Source organism: Streptomyces sp. MK7, assembly GCF_032658145.1.
Lineage (GTDB): Bacteria > Actinomycetota > Actinomycetes > Streptomycetales > Streptomycetaceae > Streptomyces > Streptomyces spiralis.
In genome coordinates this window covers 41082-61039 of sequence record NZ_JAVACL010000020.1, presented here as the reverse complement: position 1 = coordinate 61039, position 19958 = coordinate 41082, and the positions used below count along the sequence as shown (strand labels likewise).

Annotated in this window: 17 protein-coding genes and 1 pseudogene; 11 read left to right on the top strand and 7 right to left on the bottom strand. The window is 72.0% G+C overall.

Annotated elements, in window-relative coordinates:
- Positions 1-27: 27 nt before the first annotated feature.
- On the top strand, positions 28-921 hold the full coding sequence (locus tag R2S09_RS22065) for a LysR family transcriptional regulator (RefSeq protein WP_306190097.1): 894 nt from the start codon (positions 28-30) through the stop codon (positions 919-921).
- A 251-nt stretch (positions 922-1172) separates the two neighbouring features.
- Here R2S09_RS22065 and R2S09_RS22060 read toward each other — a convergent pair.
- Positions 1173-1223, bottom strand: a pseudogene (locus tag R2S09_RS22060) (hypothetical protein); the annotation flags it as partial.
- A 470-nt stretch (positions 1224-1693) separates the two neighbouring features.
- Between R2S09_RS22060 and R2S09_RS22055 the strand changes: the two are divergent.
- Together R2S09_RS22055 and R2S09_RS22050 are read left to right on the top strand one after the other, a co-directional pair.
- A complete protein-coding gene (locus R2S09_RS22055; protein WP_316742777.1) occupies positions 1694-1984 on the top strand; it encodes a hypothetical protein in 291 nt (96 codons plus the stop codon).
- Between the two features lie 214 nt (positions 1985-2198).
- On the top strand, positions 2199-4115 hold the full coding sequence (locus R2S09_RS22050; protein ID WP_316742775.1) for a phosphatidylglycerol lysyltransferase domain-containing protein: 1917 nt from the start codon (positions 2199-2201) through the stop codon (positions 4113-4115).
- Positions 4116-4154: 39 nt separating this feature from the next.
- Here R2S09_RS22050 and R2S09_RS22045 read toward each other — a convergent pair whose 3' ends face one another.
- The 3 genes from R2S09_RS22045 to R2S09_RS22035 all read right to left on the bottom strand — a co-directional run bounded on the left by R2S09_RS22045 (position 4155) and on the right by R2S09_RS22035 (position 8147).
- Positions 4155-5690 carry a HAMP domain-containing sensor histidine kinase gene (locus R2S09_RS22045; RefSeq protein ID WP_316742773.1) on the bottom strand — a complete coding sequence of 512 codons (1536 nt, stop codon included), beginning with the start codon at positions 5688-5690 and terminating at the stop codon, positions 4155-4157.
- A complete protein-coding gene (locus R2S09_RS22040) occupies positions 5691-6413 on the bottom strand; it encodes a response regulator transcription factor (RefSeq protein ID WP_030174213.1) in 723 nt (240 codons plus the stop codon).
- 465 nt (positions 6414-6878) lie between these two features.
- Positions 6879-8147 carry an MFS transporter gene (locus R2S09_RS22035; protein WP_316742771.1) on the bottom strand — a complete coding sequence of 423 codons (1269 nt, stop codon included), beginning with the start codon at positions 8145-8147 and terminating at the stop codon, positions 6879-6881.
- Positions 8148-8342: 195 nt separating this feature from the next.
- On the opposite strand from R2S09_RS22035, the gene R2S09_RS22030 reads away from it, so the two are divergent.
- The 5 genes from R2S09_RS22030 to R2S09_RS22010 all read left to right on the top strand — a co-directional run bounded on the left by R2S09_RS22030 (position 8343) and on the right by R2S09_RS22010 (position 12076).
- Positions 8343-9290, top strand: a complete 948-nt coding sequence (locus tag R2S09_RS22030) for a LysR family transcriptional regulator (RefSeq protein WP_306190053.1) — start codon at positions 8343-8345, stop codon at positions 9288-9290.
- Positions 9291-9339: 49 nt separating this feature from the next.
- Entirely contained in the window at positions 9340-9681 is a 342-nt protein-coding gene (locus tag R2S09_RS22025) for a YnfA family protein (protein ID WP_316742769.1), read from the top strand.
- A gap of 141 nt (positions 9682-9822) precedes the next feature.
- A complete protein-coding gene (locus R2S09_RS22020; RefSeq protein ID WP_306190055.1) occupies positions 9823-10599 on the top strand; it encodes an SDR family NAD(P)-dependent oxidoreductase in 777 nt (258 codons plus the stop codon).
- Between the two features lie 7 nt (positions 10600-10606).
- On the top strand, positions 10607-10768 hold the full coding sequence (locus R2S09_RS22015) for a hypothetical protein (protein WP_306190056.1): 162 nt from the start codon (positions 10607-10609) through the stop codon (positions 10766-10768).
- 42 nt (positions 10769-10810) lie between these two features.
- A complete protein-coding gene (locus R2S09_RS22010) occupies positions 10811-12076 on the top strand; it encodes a tyrosine-protein phosphatase (RefSeq protein ID WP_316742767.1) in 1266 nt (421 codons plus the stop codon).
- Between the two features lie 596 nt (positions 12077-12672).
- On the opposite strand, the gene R2S09_RS22000 is transcribed toward R2S09_RS22010, so the two are convergent.
- Both R2S09_RS22000 and R2S09_RS21995 read right to left on the bottom strand, forming a co-directional pair.
- Positions 12673-13197, bottom strand: a complete 525-nt coding sequence (locus R2S09_RS22000; RefSeq protein ID WP_316742766.1) for a hypothetical protein — start codon at positions 13195-13197, stop codon at positions 12673-12675.
- Between the two features lie 67 nt (positions 13198-13264).
- On the bottom strand, positions 13265-14458 hold the full coding sequence (locus R2S09_RS21995; protein ID WP_316742765.1) for an RtcB family protein: 1194 nt from the start codon (positions 14456-14458) through the stop codon (positions 13265-13267).
- A gap of 234 nt (positions 14459-14692) precedes the next feature.
- Here R2S09_RS21995 and R2S09_RS21990 point away from each other — a divergent pair, with 234 nt between their 5' ends.
- The 3 genes from R2S09_RS21990 to R2S09_RS21980 all read left to right on the top strand — a co-directional run bounded on the left by R2S09_RS21990 (position 14693) and on the right by R2S09_RS21980 (position 17963).
- Entirely contained in the window at positions 14693-15568 is an 876-nt protein-coding gene (locus R2S09_RS21990) for a DUF3558 domain-containing protein (RefSeq protein ID WP_306190060.1), read from the top strand.
- A 118-nt stretch (positions 15569-15686) separates the two neighbouring features.
- Positions 15687-16580, top strand: a complete 894-nt coding sequence (locus R2S09_RS21985; RefSeq protein WP_316742763.1) for a DUF3558 domain-containing protein — start codon at positions 15687-15689, stop codon at positions 16578-16580.
- 135 nt (positions 16581-16715) lie between these two features.
- Entirely contained in the window at positions 16716-17963 is a 1248-nt protein-coding gene (locus tag R2S09_RS21980; RefSeq protein ID WP_306190062.1) for a DUF2637 domain-containing protein, read from the top strand.
- Positions 17964-18023: 60 nt separating this feature from the next.
- Here the strand turns inward: R2S09_RS21980 and lysS are convergent, their stop codons facing one another.
- Positions 18024-19781, bottom strand: a complete 1758-nt coding sequence (lysS, locus tag R2S09_RS21975) for a lysine--tRNA ligase (protein ID WP_306190063.1) — start codon at positions 19779-19781, stop codon at positions 18024-18026.
- Between the last annotated feature and the right edge of the window lie 177 nt (positions 19782-19958).

The window sequence follows — 19958 nt, the reverse complement described above, 5'->3', positions numbered from 1 at the left end:
CAACAATGAAGGATGACGATGGATGCCGTGGATCTCCAGCAGATGCGGTACGTCGTCGCCGTCGCCGAAACCCGTAACTTCACCCGTGCCGCGGAGCGCTGCTGCGTGGTGCAGTCGTCGCTCAGCCACCGGATCGCCGGGCTGGAACGGGAGCTCGGGGTCAGGCTGTTCGCCCGGTCCAGCCGCCGCGTCGAGCTGACCAGCGCCGGAGCGGCGTTCCTCGCCGGTGCGCGGGAGTGCCTGGCCGCCGCCGACCGGGCGGCCGCCGATGCCGCCGCCGCGGCCGGCGTGGTGCGCGGCCGGCTCGCCGTCGGCGTGATCATGACCACGGCCGCCGTGGACGTGCCCGAGCTGCTCCAGCGGTACCGCGCCCGGCATCCGGACGTCCAGGTCCTGCTCCGCTCCGGGCGCAGCGACGAACTGGTGGCGGCGATCCGGGGCGGCGACCTGGACATCGCCTTCCTCGGGCTGCCGGAGGGCGAACGGCCCTCCGGTGTGGAGAGTGTCGTCCTCGATCACGACCGGCACGTCCTGGTGGTGCCGGCCGGGCACCGGCTCGCGGGCGCCTCCCGGCTCACGCTGCGCGAGATCGCCGAGGAGCCGTTCGTGGACTTCGTGGCCGGGACACCCGCCCGGGCCCAGTCCGACCAGGCGTTCGCCGCCGCGGGCCTGGTCCGCGAGGTCGCCTACGAGACCGGCGCCGCCGAGCTGATCACCCGGCTGATCGCACGCGGGCTCGGTGTCGCGCTGCTGCCGTCGGCGTTCATCCGGCCGCTGGCCGCCGACGACCCCCAGCTGGCTCTGGTTCCGGTGACCGACGGACCGCACCGCGCCGAGTATCTGGCCTGGAGCCGGTTCAACCCGAGTCCGGCGACCCGGGCGATGCTCGGCGTGCTCGGGGTCAGGCCGCCGTCTGCGTGACGCGCCCCCGGGCGTCGCGGCAGGTCGCCTTCCTCGAAGGCGTGGACCTCGCGCAGGCGCCGGCCCTCGGCCAGATCGTCGACCAGGTCACGGGGGAAGAAGCGGACGGCGAAGCCGCCGTGCTCCCGGACGTCGTCACCGTGCCCGGCAGCGGCCCGGTAGTGCGCGTCCCCGGTGTGCCGGACGGTGTGGACGAAGGTGCCGTCCGGCCGCAGCACCCGGCGGACCTCGGCGACCAGGGCGTGTATCTCCCCGGTGGTCAGCGCCATGCGCAGCAGCATGTGCGTGAACACCGCGTCCACCGAGTCGTCCGCGAGCGGCAGCGGATCGCGGACGCCGTGCACCACCGTGGTGACCAGCTCGGCGACCCCCAGGACGTCGGCGGCCTCGCGCAGTGGCCTGCCCGTACCTGCCGGGGCGCTCGCCGTGGACCCGCTGCCAGTGCTCGCGCTGCCCCTCGGCCGGGTCCGGCTCCGGCTCCCGCTCCCGCGCCTGCGCCCGCTCGTGTGTCACCATCCGATGTGCTCCTCACCGCCCGTCGTCACCCGGCCGGTGTCGAGCCCCTCAGGAGCGAGCGTACGCGGGCAGCCTGAACGTATGTCCGAGTGGCGGCGGTCGGTTTCGTCCGGCGGTGGGGCACTACGTACTGTAGGGTCCGGCTCGCCGTCCAACTGTCCACGGGGGATCCATGCAGGAAGCGCATTGTTCGGGACCGGTCCCGTCGCCAGGTGAGAAGGCGGAGGGCGGGCTCGGGCCGACCGTCGCCGTGCTCGTGCTCAGTCTGACCATCGCGGCCGTCGGCGTGTACGAGCTGTGCGGCTTCGGGCTGCACAGCCTCGACCGGCGACCGCATCTGTTCAGCGACGGTTTCGCCACGGCCGGGGTCATCGCGGCCACAGTGGCGGCCGGCGCGGCAGCGGGCAACCTGGCGTGGCTGCTGACGGCGTCCCGCAGACACGCGGCCCACGACGACGGAAGCATCGACGACGGCGACGGATCCGAGTTCTCCGAGGACAACCCCGCTTCCGCCGACGGCGGTCCCGCCCCCGTCCCCGGCGAGTAAGGGCCCGTTCCCCCGCTCCTTACCTTTTACCGGAACAGTGGGTGCGTCCCCTTGCTGTCCGCCCTCTGTCCGCTCCCTGTCTCTCCCCTGTCCCCGCTGTCCCCGCAGTCCCCGCAGTCCCCGCAGTCCCGCTGTCCCCCGCGGCCCGTCCGCTGTCCGCTCCCGTCCCGTTTCCACCGGTCCCGGTGGTCTCCTCCGAGGTGACGTGTCACCCATGCCCGTACAGAAGTCGGTCGTCGTCCCCCCGCTCTCCCCGCAGCGCGGCTCCCGCCGCTCCGAGCACCCCTCCCCCGGCCCCGGGACCGGCCTGAGGCCGGGCCCCCGGCTGCGGGAGCGGGCCGCCGCGGCCACCGTCTGGTACCTGCGGCTGCTCGCCGTCCTCAACATCGTCGCGGTGCTCTCGCTCCCGTTCCGCGAGGAGGTCCACGAGCACAACGCGGGCGAGTTCTTCACGCCGTACCTGGCCACCGCCGGCCTGGTCTCCGCCGCGCTGGCGCTGTTCCTCGCCATGGTGATGCGGCGCCGGAAGCGGGCGGCCTGGGTGTTCAACCTGCTGCTCGCCGGACCGCTCTTCGCGCTCTACGTCCTCGCCCTCACCCAGGACCGGTTCCAGGACCACCTCTTCAACTGGCTCTCCGCCGCGCTCACCGGCCTGTTCGTGGCCGCGCTGCTGATCGGCCGGCGCGAGTTCAACGCCGTCGGCGACCGCTCCAACCCCCGGCTCGCCCTCGCCGTCGGCGCCGCCGGCCTCCTCGTCACCGGCGCCGTCGGCACCTGGCTGGTCGACGTCACCAACAAGGCGCAGGGCGGCGCGCCCCTCGGCAAGAAGATCGTCTACGTCGTGCTGCGCGGCATCAGCGTCGGCCCGCTCGCCGACCGCGTCCCGGAGGTGCACGCGCCCCGCCTGGTCGACATCGCCATCAACGCGCTGACGGCGGCGACCTTCCTCCTCGTCCTGTACGCCTGCTTCCGCTCCCCCCGCGGCCGTGCCCTGCTCACCGGGGAGGACGAGCAGCGGCTGCGCGAGCTGCTCGGCCGGCACGGCGAACGGGACTCCCTCGGCTACTTCGCGCTCCGCCGCGACAAGGCCGCCATCTTCTCCCCGACCGGCAAGGCCGCCGTCACCTACCGTGTCGTGGGCGGCGTCAGCCTCGCCTCCGGCGACCCCATCGGGGACCCCGAGGCCTGGCCGGGCGCCATCGACGCCTGGCTGGCCGAGGCCCGCCGCCACGCCTGGACGCCCGCCGTCATGGGCGCCAGCGAGGAGGCCGGCACGATCTACGCCCGGCACGGCCTGGACGCCCTCGAACTGGGCGACGAGGCCATCGTCGACGTCGCCGACTTCAGCCTCGACGGACGGGCCATGCGGGTCGTACGGCAGGCCCACAACCGGGTCCGCCGGGCCGGCTACACCGTGCGCATCCGCCGCCACGAGGACATCCCCGACGACGAGATGGCCCTGCTCGTCGACCGCGCCGACCGCTGGCGCGACGGCGCCACCGAACGCGGCTTCTCGATGGCGCTCGGGCGGCTCGGCGACCGAGCCGACGGCCGCTGCGTGATGCTGGAGTGCCGGGACGCCGACGGCGAGCCGCGCGCGCTGCTCAGCTTCGTGCCGTGGGGCGGGCAGGGGCTCTCCCTGGATCTGATGCGCCGCGACCGCGCCTGCGAGAACGGCCTGATGGAGTTCATGATCGTCGAACTGCTGCTGCGGGCCGGGGAGATCGGCGTACGGCGGGTCTCCCTGAACTTCGCGATGTTCCGGTCGGTCTTCGAACGCGGGGCGCGGCTCGGTGCCGGGCCGGTGCTGCGGCTGTGGCGCTCGGTGCTCACCTTCTTCTCCCGCTGGTGGCAGATCGAGTCCCTGTACCGCGCCAACGCCAAGTACCGGCCGGTCTGGGAGCCGCGCTTCCTGCTGTTCGCCAAGAGCGCCGACCTGCCCCGCATCGGCATCGCCAGCGCCCGCGCGGAGGGCTTCCTCACCCCGCCCGCGCTGCCGGCGTTCACCCGCCGCCGGGATTCCCGCCCGGCGACCGGCACCAAGGGCACCAAGGGCACCACGGACAACCACGGTGACAAGGACACCCAGGGCGTCAAGGACACCGACGCCAAGGTCGGCTCGGCTTCCTGACGGCCGCCGTCGCCACGACGGCGGCCGTACCGCCGTACGTCAGCTCCCGCCGCCGTCGTGGCGCCGCCGGTCCCTGTCCCGCTCACGCTCACGCTCCCAGTCCCGGTCGCGGTCCCAGTTCCGGTCGCGGTCCCAGTTCCGGTCGCGGTCACGATCACGGTCCCGTTCCGCCCCCACCGTGAACCCGATCACGGCTCCGCCGCCCTCGCGCCGGAAGGCGAACGGTGTGCCGCCATGGGCCAGGGCCACCTCGCGCACGATGGAGAGCCCGAGGCCCGAGCCGGGCAGCGAGCGGGCGTCGGCGGCGCGGTAGAAGCGGTCGAAGACGCGGATCAGGTCACCCGCGGCGACGCCGGGCCCGCGGTCGAGGACCTCGACGCGGACCGTGCCCGGCCGGGCGGGCCCGGAGACGACGATCTCGATGGGCGCCGTGCCGCCCCGGTCGAACTTCGCGGCGTTCTCGACCAGGTTGGACACCGCACGCTGGAGCATGGCGGGGCGGCCGTCGGTCGTCGTGTCGCCGCTCGCGCGGACCACGATCTCGCGTCCGGTGCGGCGGCGGGCGAGACCGGCCACGTCCTCGGCGATCTCGGCCAGGTCGACGCGCTGCGGCGGCTCAGCGTCGGACTGGCCGGCCGCGAGGTCGACCAGTTCGTTGACCAGGTCGGTGAGTTCGCGGGCCTCCTGGGTGAGGTCGGCGACCAGTTCCTCGCGGGTCTCGGGCGGCAGTTCGTCGATGCGGCGCAGCAGCGAGATGTTCGTGCGCAGCGAGGTCAGCGGCGTACGGAGCTCGTGCCCGGCGTCCTGGACCAGGCGGCGCTGGTCCTCCTCGGACTGGGCGAGCCGGCCCAGCATGCGGTCGAAGGAACGCCCGAGGCGGCCCACCTCGTCGTAGCCGGTGACGGGGACCTGGACGCCCAGCCGCCGGGTGCGGGCGACGTTCTCGGCGGCGGAGGTCAGCACCACCAGGCGGCGGGTGATGCGCCGGGCCAGCCACCAGCCGCACAGCCCGGCCGCGATGACCACGACGCCCATCAGGATCAGCGTCCGCTGCTGCAGCGCTCGCAGCAGGTCCTCGGTGTCGCTGAACTCCTGGGCGACCTGCACGGCGCCCCGGCCGTCGCCGAGCGCCACGGTCGCGATGCGGTACACGTCGTCGGCGACGACCACGTCCCGGTACTCGACGGTCTTGCCTGCCGCGGCCGCGGCCGCGGTCGCCCGGTCCCGCGCGGTGACGGGCAGCTGGGGGCTGCCGTGGTCCACGATCTGGCCGCGGCCGCCGAGCACCTGGACGTCGGTGCGGCTGGGCCGTACCACCTCGTGGCCGGGTCGGGAGGAGGAGAAGTCCTCGGGCGCACGGTCGTAGCGCCGCACCTCGTCCTGCACGTCCTGCACGACCTGTGTGAACACCGACTGCTGGTCCACCCGCACCAGACGGGCGGCGGAGCTGTAGGACAGGATGCCGACGAGAATGGTGACGGCGGCGGTCACCACGGCGAACGTCACCGCGAACGTGGTCCGCAGCGACGACAGCCGGGGCCGTGGTCGGGCCGACAGCCGCGCGAGGCGGCCCACTCAGTCCTCCCGCAGCACGTAACCCACCCCGCGCACGGTGTGGATCAGCTGCGGCGCGCCCGGCTCGTCGAGCTTGCGGCGCAGATAACCGACGTACACGGCGAGGTTCTTGGAGCCGGGGCCGAAGTCGTAGCCCCAGATGCGGTCGTAGATGGTGGAGTGGTCGAGCACGATCCCGGCGTTGCGGACCAGCAGTTCGAGCAGTTCGAACTCGGTGCGGGTCAGCTCCAGTTCGCGGGTGCCGCGCCACACCCGGCGGGCCTGGAGGTCCATGCGGATCCCGGCCGCCTCGACCTGCCGCGCGGGCAGCTGCACCCCCTTCGCCGGTGCGTCCTCGGCCGGGCCGCCGGCCGCGGGGGTGCCGGCCGGGCTGGTCCGGCGCAGCAGGGCGCGCAGCCTGGCGAAGACCTCCTCCACGTCGAACGGTTTGACGACGTAGTCGTCGGCGCCGGCGTCCAGGCCGGCGATCCGGTCGGCGGTCTCCACCAGGGCGGTGAGCATGAGGATCGGGGTGCGGTCGCCCTCGGCGCGCAGCACACGGCAGACCTGGAGCCCGTCGATCCCCGGCATCATCACGTCCAGGACGAGCACGTCCGGCGGGGTCTTGTGGGCCTGTGCGAGCGCCTCGACGCCGTCGGCGACCGCCGTCACCTCGTAGCCCTCCAGGGTCAGGGCCCGCTCGAGGGCGTGGCGGATGGCACGGTCGTCTTCGGCGAGCAGCACAGTTTGAGGCACCCGTCCAGTTTGCCAAGGCCACAGCGGTGCAAGCCGGGCGAGCGGGCCTACGATCACCCTTTTTACCCGGCTCTCACCGACCCGGGGCAACCCGGGGCGGCCGCCTACCGTCCTCTCACCCCGGACCGTGGACGAACTCGGCCCGCCGCCGGCGCCCGGCGCCTCCAGGGGCCGCGACACACCCTCCCATCGCAAAGAAAAAGTAATTTCTTTCCGGATTGGTCCAGACGTTTCCTGCCAGCGACAACGGGGCCGCAGTCGGCCCGGTCGGCCGGATTGGTTCAGTCCAATTATCCGGCCGACGCATTGCCCGCGCCCGGGCCCGTCGGTTGTCCTGGGAGTCCGGCACCACCAAGCGCAGAGGCGGGCGGGAGCGGGGGACTCCTCCGTGCCCGGCGTGCCGCGTCCGGCCTCCCTCACCGCGGGCCGCCACGGCGGCATCGCGGACGCCGCTCACCTCTGGAGAACCTCCGCGGCCGCCGGTCGTGGACCGGGCAGCCGCTCCCGCCACGGCAGCAGCACCGGCGTCGCGAGCAGCAGCAGACCCGCGGCGCCGATGGCGGTGCGCGGGCCGGTGAGCGAGGCCAGCAGACCCCACAGCGCGGTCAGGGTCGCGGTGGTCGCCTTGCCGGTGACCGACCAGGCCGACAGCGTACGGGCCACCCGGTCGGGCGGGGCCTGCTCCAGCCGGTAGGCGGCGTACACCGGACCGAACACACCACAGCATGTGATCAGCACCAGCTCCACCGCCATCACCAGCACGAGCCCGGACACACCCGGCCGGACGAAGACGAGCCCCACCGGCCAGCACACGCGCAGCGCCCCCGCGGTGAGCAGGACCCGCCGCTGCCCGAACCGGGCGACCAGCGGACGCGCCAGCCGTGAGCCGACCAGACCACCCAGGCACGGCCCGGCGAAGGCGAGCCCGTACTGCCAGGGCGCGAACCCGAGCGGCCCCAGCATCAACACCGCGAGCAGCGGCGAGGACACCATGATCAGGGCGTTGACCAGGACCGTGTTGCAGAACAACGGCCGCAGCGTCGGGTGCGCCAGGATGAACCGCCACCCGTCGAGCAGATCACCCGCCCGCATCCGGCCGGCCGGCGCCTCCCCGCGCGCGGCCCGCCGCTCCGGCTCGCACTCGCTCCCGCCGATCGCCCGGATGCCGGCCGCCGACAGCAGATAGCTGACCGCGTCGGCCGCCACCGTCACCACCGGACCGAACATCCCCACCAGCGCACCCCCGACCGGCGGCCCCAGCACCGACGCCGTCCACGTCGTCGACTCGAAACGGCTGCTCGCCACCAGCAGGTCCGCCGCCGGCACCAGACTCTTCAGATAGGCCCCGCTCGCCGCCCCGAACGCAATGTCCGCCGCGGCCACCACCACCGACACCGCGAGCAGCCAGCCGACCCCGAGCCCGCCGACCGCGAACGCCACCGGCACGCTCGTCAGCGCGGCGAACCGGACCAGGTCCGTCGCGATCATCACCGGCCGCTTGCGCCGGAACTCCATCCACGGCCCGAGCGGCGCCGCCGCCACCGCGCCCACCGCCGGCCCCGCCGCCGACAGCAGCGCCACCTCGGCCGACCCGGCGTGCAGCACCACCACCGCGATCAGCGCGAAGGCGTCGAACGCCAGCCAGGTCCCGAACGTGCTGACCGCGTACGCGGCCCACAGCCACCCGAACCGCCGCCCCAGCACCCGCCGCCCGGCCGCCACGCCCCCGCCTCCTCACCACACCGCGCCGACGCGCACCGCGGAGCACCCGCACACCACAGCGCCCGCCCGCCGGGACACCCTCGTGCCGACCGGCCCGCGCCATCCAAGCCGCCGGCCGGCCCGCGCGGCAAACAACCATCCGGCCCGCCGAGCCACAACCACCGGTTGTGCGATCAGCGGCTAGGGTCGACCGACGTGGACCTCAACGCCGTACGCACCTTCGTCGCCGTCGCGGACGCGGGCCGGTTCCAGGACGCCGCCACCGACCTGTCGATCACCCAGCAGGCCGTCTCCAAGCGCGTCGCCGCACTGGAGAAGGACCTCGGCGTACGGCTGTTCACCCGGACCGCGCGCGGTGCCCGGCTCACCGTCGACGGGCAGGCTTTCCTGCCCCACGCCCGCGAGCTCCTGCGCGCGGAGGAGCGCGCGGCGGGCTCCGTACGGCCCGGCCGGCGCGCCCTCCGCGTCGACGTCATCGGCCGCAAGCTCGCCCCCGCCGCCCTGCTGCGCGACTTCCTGCGGGCGCACCCGAGCACCGAACTCGACGTGGTGACCCTCCACGACGTGGACGCGGCCGTCACCGCCATCCGCTCCGGCACGATCGACGCCTCGTTCCGCGCCGTCGCCATGCCCGGCCGGCCACTGCCCGACGACATCCGGGCCACCCCGGTCCACGACGAACCCCTTCAGCTGCTCACCGGACCCGGCCACCCCTTCGCCGACGCCCTCGCGGTCGCCCCCGCCGAGCTCGCCGGACACCGGATCTGGATGCCCGAGCTCCCTCCCGGCACCGAGTGGTCCGCCTATTACGCCGATCTCGCCACCGCGTTCGGCCTGTCCATCGACGTGGTCGGACCGCACTTCGGCACCGAGCCGCTGCCCGACGTGCTCGCCGACTCCACGACGCTCGCCACCTTCGTGGGCGAGCTCACCCGGGTCCTGTGGCCCGCCGACTACGACCTGCGCCGTATCGCCCTGCACCACCCGACCCCGGTCTACCCGCACTGCCTCCTCCACCGCCGCGACAACCCGCACCCCGCGCTCACCGCACTCCGCGAGCACCTCACCCGGGCCGGCCACGAGCGGCGACTCCAAGGAGATGAGGTCTGGACACCGGCGTGGGCCCACCGCACGACCCCGTAGCCACACCGCGGCCACCGGACCACCCGGTGCCCCGTGCGAAGCTGCTCCCATGCCGCTGATCCTCCGCTCCGCCGCCCTCTTCGTCGTGGCCGCGCTCTTCGAGATCGGCGGCGCCTGGCTGATCTGGCAGGGCGTGCGCGAGCAGCGCGGCTGGCTGTGGGCCGTCGGCGGGGTCCTCGCGCTCGGTGCGTACGGCTTCGTCGCCACCTACCAGCCCGACGTCCACTTCGGCCGCATCCTCGCCGCCTACGGCGGGATCTTCGTGGCCGGCTCGATCCTGTGGGGCGTGATCGCGGACGGCTACCGCCCGGACCGCTGGGACCTGACCGGGGCGCTGACCTGCCTCGCCGGCATGGCCGTGATCATGTGGGCGCCGCGCAGCGGCGGCTGACGCACAGGGGCTCCTGCGAGGCCGTACCCCCGGGCGAAGCCGCACTCCGGGCGAAACCCCACTCCGGGCGGAGCCGTACTCTGGGCGGAGCCGACCACGCAGACCAGGCAGACCCCGCCGACCCCCGCACAGGAGCAGCCCATGGCCAGCGCCGCACCGTCCGCCGCCTCCCGCATCGCCGTCGTCACCGGCGCGAGCAGCGGCATCGGCGCCGCCACGGCCCGGCAGCTCGCCGCCGCCGGCTACCGCGTCGTCCTGACCGCCCGCCGCAAGGACCGCATCGAGGCGCTCGCCGAGGAGATCAACGCGGCCGGCCACGCGGCCGCGGCCTACCAGCTGGACGTCACCGACCGCGCGGCCGTCGACGAGTTCGCGACGGCCTTCCAGACCGTCGGGGTCCTGGTCAACAACGCGGGCGGCGCTCTCGGCGCCGACCCCGTCGCCACCGGCGACCCCGCCGACTGGCGCACGATGTACGAGACGAATGTCATCGGCACCCTCAACCTCACCCAGGCCCTGCTGCCGAAGCTGGTCGCGAGCGGGGACGGCACGGTCGTCGTGGTGTCCTCCACGGCCGGCCACGCCACGTACGAGGGCGGCGCGGGCTACGTCGCCGCCAAGCACGGCGCCCACGTCCTCGCCGAGACACTGCGCCTGGAGATCGTCGGACAGCCGGTCCGCGTCATCGAGGTCGCGCCCGGCATGGTCAGGACGGAGGAGTTCGCGCTGACCCGCTTCGGCGGCGACGCGGAAAAGGCGGCGAAGGTCTACCAGGGCGTGGCCGAACCGCTGACGGCGGACGACGTGGCGGAGACGATCACCTGGGCGGTGACCCGCCCCAGCCACGTCAACATCGACCTGCTGATCGTGCGCCCGCGCGCCCAGGCGTCGAACACCAAGGTGCACCGGGAGCAGTGAGGCGACGATGACGACGGACGACACCGGCCGGGACAGGACCCAGGAGCAGGAGCGCCTTGCCCTGGAGAAGAAGCGCGAGCGCTACGTCTGGTACTACCTCGGCTACTTCCTCTTCGGCATCCACATCGTGGCGTTCGTCATGATCTACGCCGTACGACACGCGAAGTAAACCGGGGACGAAGGCCGCCGCGGCCGCCTAAGGTCACTGACCGTGGACAGACACATACCCTTCGACGCCCTGCGCAACGTCCGCGACCTGGGCGGCTACGGCACCGAGGACGGCCGGCGCGTCCGCCCGCGCCGCCTCTTCCGCGCGGACGGCCTCGGCAAACTGCACCGGGGCACCGCGGACTGGGACCGTTTCCTCGCCCTCGGCATCGGCACCGTGATCGACCTCCGCCATGACTGGGAGGTCGAGCGCCAGGGCCGCGTCCCGGAGCACCCGTCCTTCACCTACCACAACCTCAGCATCGAGCACCGGCCGTACGACCAGCCGTCGCTGGGGCCCGAGGTGGAGCCGGGCCCGTACCTGGCGGAGCGCTACATGGAAGTGGCGGAGGACGGCACCAAGGAGATCCGCAGAGCACTGGAACTGATCGCGGACGCGGCCGCCTCCGACACCCCCCTGGTCTTCCACTGCGCCTCCGGCAAGGACCGGACGGGGGAGATGGCCGCCCTGGTCCTGGCGCTGCTCGGGGTACCCGAGCCCGTGATCATCGAGGACTTCAGCCTCACGGAGCTGGCCACCCCGGCCCTGCTGGCCGACTGGCGGGCACGCAACGGCGGCCGCACCCCGGCCTGGCCGGGCTACGGACGCGCCCCCGCGTCGGTGATGCGCCTGTTCCTGACCGCCCTGAAGCAGAGGTACGGCTCGGTCGAGTCGTACGTGGCGAACGCCCTGGACCTGGACGCCGAGGCCCTGGCGACCGCCCTTCGAACCCACCTCCTGGAGCCGGCGCCGACCGCCTGGCCCCCGCCGGCCTACCGCAGGGCCACGGCCTCCGACGCGCGCGCCCTGGTCCGCCTGCGCGACACCGCCGCCCTGTGGCAACTGGCCCGCGGCATCGACCAGTGGAAGCCGGGCGAGAAGGACGAGACCCACTTCCTGACCCGCATGCGCGAGGGCGAGGTCTGGCTGGCACACGCGGGCGACCACCTGGCCGGCGCCTGGGAACTGTGGTGGGACGACCCGGCCGCCTGGGGCCCCCGCCCCGCGGACGCGGGCTACATCCACCGCCTGATGACCACCCCGCACACGGCACCGCCGGGAACCGGCCGCCACATGCTGGCCGAGGCGGAGTCCCGCATCACCGCGACGGGCCGCCCCTACGCCCGCTTCGACTGCCTCGCCTCCAATCCCCGCCTGCGCGCCTACTACGAGTCGGCGGGCTACAGGGTGGTCGGCGAACAGCGGGCGAAGACGGACGGCGGGGGCAGCCCGTACGCGGTGACGCTGCTGGAGAAGCGGCTCAGTTGACGCACAGCAGTGAACATCGTCGATCAGGGGAGAGCCGGCCAGCGGCCTCACGCAGGCCAGCCGATGAGCCGCCGTGCGCGCAAAGGCCGGGCGGCCATCAGACCGCCCACGGACGCGGCGGCGCACCCGCAGGTCGGGCAGACGGCGGCAGCGCGCGGGCGACCGGCTGATCGGCCCACCAGAAGCAGCAGAGCGGGCGGTGGGAAGCGGTCCGGTCGCAGGGCCTGCGCTACGGACTGGCCCAACTGGACGCCCTGCACCACGCCCGGTTCGAGGACGCGGTGCGGGACCTCATGCGTCGTGACGGCTGCCGGGACGGGGTTCGCGTCGGGATGGCGGGGACCCGGGCGCCGGTGAAATGACCACTGACCCGTACGGGCTGCGCTGGGTTCCAGGCGAACCGCCTTCGCTGAGCGACGTACGGATCCGGTCACCTTGCCGTATCCAGCGCCGATTCCGTCGTGTGCGGCGGTAGGTTTCCCCATTGATCATTTTTGATCAAGACCGTTTGAAGGGGGAAACTTTGTTGCGCTTACGTGCGAGATTTCTGGCCTTGGCGTGCGCTCGATCAAGGAATGCGAGAAAGTGTGGGGCGACTACTCGGGCACCGACCTGCAGTGCGACGAGTACCCGTTCGCTTCCACGAAGGAGGGGTCGACCAAGGGGGACGACCGGTTCTCGGTCCGCCTGATCGACGGCGATGACAATGAGACCGGCGGCCGCAGGCCCTGCGCAGCCTCCAGCCCGACATCGACGTCGAAATCACCATCCGCATCTGGGACGCCCCTCCCGCACCACCCGCCGACGCCGAAGGCCAGATCGGCATCATCCTCGAGTCCGAAACCGGCGTCCTCGTCATCAATCAGCTCGGCCTCGGCCCCGCAGGCGAAACGCAACTGCCCCGCCCGGGCGTCTACGAAGGCAACGCCTGGTGGACCAACCGCCAGGCGACAGCTGACTACTACGACGCCACACTGGATCAGCTCAGGGACCACTCCTCGGAGCAGGCGCTCCTCGAAGCCTCGAACAACAACCCAGTCACCGAACGCTACGTCCTCGACCTCGCATACGTCCGCGCGCCGGAACCCGTCGAAGATGAGGAACTCTGACCGGCGAAGCACCCACGCCCGCCTGCTCCCAATCCTCGAGGCCGGCCGCGCAGCCCGACAGGCGTGTCGGGTCGTCGTTTCAACCCTTCACGCACACCACCTGCTTGAGCTTGGCCACCACCTCGACGAGGTCCCGCTGCTGGTCGATGACCTGCTCGATCGGCTTGTAGGCGCCCGGGATCTCGTCGACGACGCCGGAGTCCTTGCGGCACTCCACGCCTCGCGTCTGCTCCTCCAGGTCCTTCGTGGAGAAGCGGCGCTTGGCGGCGTTGCGGCTCATGCGCCGACCCGCGCCGTGCGACGCGGAGTTGAACGCCTTCTCGTTGCCGAGGCCCTTCACGATGTACGAACCCGTGCCCATCGAGCCCGGGATGATGCCGTACTCGCCGGAGCCGGCCCGGATCGCGCCCTTGCGGGTCACGAGCAGGTCCATGCCCTCGTAGCGTTCCTCGGCCACGTAGTTGTGGTGGCAGGAGATCTCCGGCTCGAAGGTGGGCTTCGCCTTCTTGAACTCCCTGCGGATCACGTCCTTCAGGAGCGCCATCATGATCGTGCGGTTGTGCTTGGCGTACTCCTGCGCCCAGAACAGGTCGTTGCGGTAGGCCGCCATCTGCGGGGTGTCCGCCACGAAGACCGCGAGGTCGCGGTCGATGAGCCCCTGGTTGTGCGGGAGCTTCTGGGCCACGCCGATGTGGTGCTCGGCCAGTTCCTTGCCGATGTTGCGGGAGCCGGAGTGGAGCATCAACCAGACAGAACCGGTCGTGTCCGTGCACACCTCGACGAAGTGATTTCCGGATCCGAGCGTTCCCATCTGATGTGTGGCACGTTCCTGACGGAATTTCACCGCCTCCGCCACCCCGTCGAACCGTCCCCAGAAGTCGTCCCACCCCGCCGTGCCCAGCCCGTGGAACCGCCCCGGATCCACGGGATCCGTGTGCATCCCCCGTCCCACCGGGATGGCCTGCTCGATCTTCGAGCGCAGGCGGGACAGGTCGCCCGGGAGGTCGTTCGCCGTCAGGGACGTCTTCACCGCCGACATTCCGCAGCCGATGTCGACGCCCACCGCCGCCGGGCACACCGCGCCCCGCATGGCGATGACCGAGCCGACCGTCGCGCCCTTGCCGTAGTGGACGTCGGGCATGACGGCCAGGCCCTTGATCCAGGGCAGGGTCGCGACGTTCTGGAGCTGCTGCATCGCCACGCCCTCGACCGCCGCCGGGTCCGTCCACATGCGGATGGGGACCTTCGCGCCCGGTATCTCCACGTACGACATATCGTCCTCATTCCCCCGTAAAACGTACAGAATTCTCAGAAGTTGCTAAGGGCAATACCGGCGCCAAGGTCTACGAAACAGGACAACGGACCGGCGTCCACGGCAGTGCGTGCGATACACATTGTCTCCAGGAGCCGCCCCCGCCCGGCAAGCGAATAACCAGCGGGGACCGGCCCCGACCGGCACACCGCCTGCGGACCGACACGCACCGACACCGTCGAGAGGAGCCTGCCCGTGCTGCGGAAGGCGTACGTACCCGGCGCGGCCGCGCTCCTCGCGGCGGCCCTGCTGCTGACCGGCTGCACCGACGGCTCCTCGGACGGCGGCCAGACGGACAACGCCAACCAGGACGGTCCCGGCACGGCGACGGTGGAGGCCCAGCCGGGCAAGTACCACACGCTGCCGGAGGCCTGCGGCGCGGTCGGCCACGCCACCCTCGACTCGCTGCTGCCCGGCATCAAGCAGATCACGGACCCGGACCAGCGGGACCGTGCCTACCAGGGCGAGGCCACGCTCACCTACGACACGGACCGCAAGGTGGGCTGCCGTTGGAAGGTGGACTCCACGGAAGCCACCGACCGGCTGCACATCGACCTCGAGCGGGTCGTCTCCTACGACAACTCCGTGAGCGACGACAGCCAGGCGCAGTCGGTCTTCGCCACGAAGCAGGCGGACGCCCACCTGCCCGTACCCGCCACCACCCCCTCCGGGGCGGACACCACCTCCGGAGCCGGATCCGGCTCCGGCAGTCCGCCGTCCTCGCCCGGGGCGCCCTCGTCGTCCTCCGGGGCGCCCTCGCCGTCCTCCTCCGGCGCCACCCCCTCCTCCGGCGCCTCCTCGGCCTCGCCGCCCGTCTCGGACCCCGCCGATCTCCAGCCCCGCACCCTCGACGACCTCGGCGACGAGGGGTTCCTCGACGACCAGCTCAGCAGCTCCGGTTCGACGGCCAAGCAGCGGACGGTGACTGTGGCGTTCCGCACGTCGAACGTCATCGTGACCATCGAATACGAGGAGCAGCCGGCCGCCGTCGGCGTGGTCCCGGACAGTGAGGAAATGCAGGACAAGGCCCGGAAACTGGCGGCGCGACTGGCGGATTCGCTGGGCGGCTGACGCCTGTCGTCGTGCACTTGGTGCCGGGCCGCAATGCCCGGGAAGGCGAACCGCACGGCTGTCTCACCGCGTACCGTGGCCCCTCGGACCCGATCCGACCGCAGGAACCACGAGCCTCATGAGTGAAGGAACCATGCAGCGAGCAGCCCAGCGAGACCATCGTGCCCAGCGACCCCGGCGTGCCCGGCGACTGAACCGCGTCGTTGTCCGCGCGGCGGCCGTACCCGTGATGCTGCTGGCGGCTGCCTGCTCCTCGAACTCCGGCTCCGGCGACGACAGCGGCGGAAAGAAGACGCCGGCGGACGGCGCCACGGCGTCCGCGAGCGCGTCCCCGACGGTGCAGGCGGCGAGGTACGCGAAGCTGCCGGAGGCGTGCAAGGTGCTGTCGGGCAAGACGCTGGGCGAACTGGTCCCGAAGGGGACGAAGTCCGCCAAGGAGGGCACCTCCAGCGATGTCTCCTCGCGTGCCAGCTGTTCCTGGAACAGCCTGGAGAACAAGGGGGTCAAAGGTTCTCAGTTCCGCTGGCTGAACGTCTCGTTGCTGCGTTTCGAGTCGGACGCCGGCCGTGGTTCGGGCGACGAGCAGGCCAAGGAGTACTACGCGAAGCAGGTCCAGGACGCGAAGTCCGTGGCGGGGGCGAAGAACACCAAGTCGGAGCCGGTGTCCGGGACGGGCGACGAGGCGACCGCGGTGCGCTACGACCTGAAGAAGAAGGAGGGCTCCTTCAAGCAGCAGACGGTCGTGGCGCGGGTGGAGAACGTGGTCGTCACCCTGGACTACAACGGTGCCGGTCTGGCCGGTGACAAGAGCCCGGACGCCGGCGATCTCGCCAAGGACGCGAAGTCGGCGGCCAAGGAGGCGGTGGCCGCGGTGGCGAAGGCGAACGGGGACGGTGGCGCCGGCTCGCCGGCGTCGGGCTCCGCGTCTCCCTCCAAGTCCGCGTCCCCGTCGAAGTCCCCGTCGGCGTCGTCGTCGAAGTCGTCGTCGACGAAGGCCGCGTCGAGGGGCTGAGCGGGTCCAAGTCGGCCCGTAGTCGGGCATTCTCATCCGCCCGCCCACGCGTCGCACGAGTGTGCCACTCTGTTCCGCGCAACAACACGCAAGGGGAGGGGAGTACGAGTGGCCGGGCCACTGAAGCTGACTCGGATGCACCGCGTCCTCATCGGCGTGGTCGTGACGGGCGCCGTGATCATCGCCGGTATCGGCTTCGCGGGTTCGTACGCGGCCGTCCGTGAGCTCGCGATCAAGAAGGGCTTCGGGAACTTCAGCTATGTGTTCCCGGTCGGCATCGACGCGGGCATCTGTGTGCTGCTCGCCCTGGATCTGCTGCTGACCTGGATCCGTATCCCCTTCCCGCTGCTGCGCCAGACGGCGTGGCTGCTGACGGCGGCGACGATCGCGTTCAACGGCGCGGCCGCCTGGCCGGACCCGCTGGGCGTGGGCATGCACGCGGTGATCCCGGTGCTGTTCGTGGTCGCGGTGGAGGCGGCCCGGCACGCGATCGGCCGGATCGCCGACATCACCGCCGACAAGCACATGGAGGGCGTCCGGCTCACCCGCTGGCTGCTGTCCCCGGTGCCGACGTTCCTGCTGTGGCGCCGGATGAAGCTGTGGGAGCTGCGCTCCTACGACCAGGTCATCAAGCTGGAGCAGGAGCGTCTGGTCTACCAGGCGCGGCTGCGCTCCCGCTTCGGCCGGGCCTGGCGGCGCAAGGCTCCGGTGGAGTCGCTGATGCCGCTGCGGCTGGCCCGCTACGGTGTGCCGCTGGCGGAGACGGCCCCGGCCGGTCTGGCGGCGGCGGGGATCGAGCCGGCGCTGATTGCGCGGGCGCCGGAGGCCGAGACGACGGTGGGCGGCCGGCCCGCCGTGGCGGGTCCCGTCCCGCAGCAGCGGGCGGCGACCGCCGCCGGGCAGCGCCCGCAGCTGGTCGCCGAGCAGGACCCCGGTGGGCCGGCGTACGAGGAGCAGTTGCCGCCGGACGACCAGAGCCCCTGGTTCCAAGCGCCCCAGCAGGTCGACTACCACGGCGGCTACGATCCGACGTACAACCCGGAGCCCGTGTACGAGGACTGGTACGAGGAGCAGCAGCCGGAGCGGTTCGAGCAGCCCTCCATGGAGGACACGGGCAGCTTCCCCATTCCGGTGGGCCCGAACCGTACGCGCGAGCTGGGCGAGGGCGGCGGCACCCCGGAGCCCGCGCCGCCGGACGAGGAGTCGTACTACCAGGTGTTCAAGCAGTCGATCAGCGGCAGCGGCTATCCGACTCCGCGCGAGTTCAGTGACAACGTCGAGGCGACGTACGGCATCCCCGTCCCCGATGCCGAGGCCAAGAAGATGGTCATGCGCTTCCAGAACCGCCACACCGCGGAGCTGGAGGACGACCACATCGCGTAGGGCAGGACGCCCGTCGCACGGGAAAGGGGCCCTTGGAGGAGGGCCCCTTTCCTTCGGCGGTTACTCGCCGAGCAGCTTGCGCACCCGCTCCTGCCCCACCGCGAGCAGCAGCGTGGGCAGGCGCGGACCCGTGTCACGGCCCACCAGCAGGTGGTAGAGCAGCGCGAAGAACGACCGCTGGGCGGTCTTGATCTCCGGCGGCAGCTCCTTGGGGGTGGCGTCGGCGGAGAACCCGGCCTGCACCTTGGGCACGCCGTACACGAGGTGGGTCAGTCCGTCGAGGGACCAGTGGTCGGCGAGTCCGTCGAGCAGCAGGCGTACGGACTGCTGGGATGCCTCGTCGAGGGACTTCAGCAGTTCGGCGTCGGGCTCGTCGCGGACGATGGTGCGCTGGTCGGCGGGGACGTGGGTGTTGATCCACGCCTCGGCCTTGTCGTAGCGCGGGCGGGCCTCGTCCAGCGAGCCGAGCGGGTTGTCCGGGTCGAGCTCGCTGAGGATGCGCAGCGCCTGGTCCTGGTGGCCGGCGGTGATGTCGGCGACGGACGCGAGCGTGCGGTACGGCAGCGGGCGGGGGGTCTTGGGCAGCTCACCGGCGGCGGTGCCCACGGCCCGCGTGTACGCGGCGACGTCGCCGGGGAGGGCGGAGCCCTCGGCGACCTTGCCCGCCAGCTTGTCCCACTCGTCGTAGAGGCGCTGGATCTCCTGGTCGAAGGCGATCTTGAAGGACTGGTTCGGCCTGCGTCGGGCGTACAGCCACCGCAGGAGCTGCGGCTCCATGATCTTCAGCGCGTCGGCGGGGGTGGGGACGCCGCCCCGGGACGACGACATCTTCGCCATGCCGGAGATGCCGACGAAGGCGTACATCGGGCCGATCGGCTGCTTGCCGCCGAAGATCCCGACGATCTGCCCGCCGACCTGGAAGGAGGAGCCCGGCGAGGAGTGGTCGACGCCGGAGGGCTCGAAGATCACACCCTCGTACGCCCACCGCATGGGCCAGTCGACCTTCCATACCAGCTTGCCGCGGTTGAACTCGCTGAGCCGGACGGTCTCGGAGAAGCCGCACGCCGTGCAGGCGTAGGTCAGCTCGGTGGAGTCGTCGTCGTAGGAGCTGACGGTGGTGAGGTCCTTCTCGCAGTTGCCGCAGTACGGCTTGTACGGGAAGTAGCCGGAGGTGCCGGAGCTGCCGTCGTCCTCGGCGGCGGCGCCCGAGCCCTCGGCGGCCTCCAGCTCGGCCTCGTCGACCGGCTTCTGCTTGGCCTGCTGCTTCTTCTGGTCGGCCGGCTTGGGCTTGGTGCGGTACTGGGCGAGGACGGCGTCGATGTCGCCGCGGTGCCGCATCGCGTGCAGGATCTGCTCGCGGTAGGCGCCGGAGGTGTACTGCTCGGTCTGGCTGATGCCGTCGAACTCCACGCCCAGCTCGGCGAGCGAGGCGATCATGGCGGCCTTGAAGTGCTCGGCCCAGTTCGCGTGCTCCGAGCCCCTGGGGGCCGGGACGGAGGTGAGCGGCTTGCCGATGTGCTCGGCCCAGGCCTCCTCGTCGACGCCCTCGATGCCCTTGGGCACCTTGCGGTAGCGGTCGTAGTCGTCCCAGGAGATCAGGTGCCGCACCTCGTGGCCCCGGCGGCGGATCTCGTCGGCGACGAGGTGCGGGGTCATGACCTCGCGCAGGTTCCCCAGGTGGATGGGGCCGGACGGAGAGAGCCCGGACGCGACGACGACCGGTTTGCCCGGGGCCCGACGCTCCGACTCCTCGATGACCTCATCCGCGAAACGGGAGACCCAGTCGGTGGTCTCGGTGCTCTGAGCCACGATCGGCACGTCCTCTTTGTCTGAAGGTTCTCTGCAGGTTCTCCGTGAACAGCCGGTACCGTCGTACGGCTGACCACGTTCATTGTCCCAGGCGGTTCGACATCCGCGAAAACGCCTCATCACCGCGTTGGACGGCCGGGCGCGTGCCGGGGTTGGCCCGCCGAGGAGGAAAATTCGCTATACCCC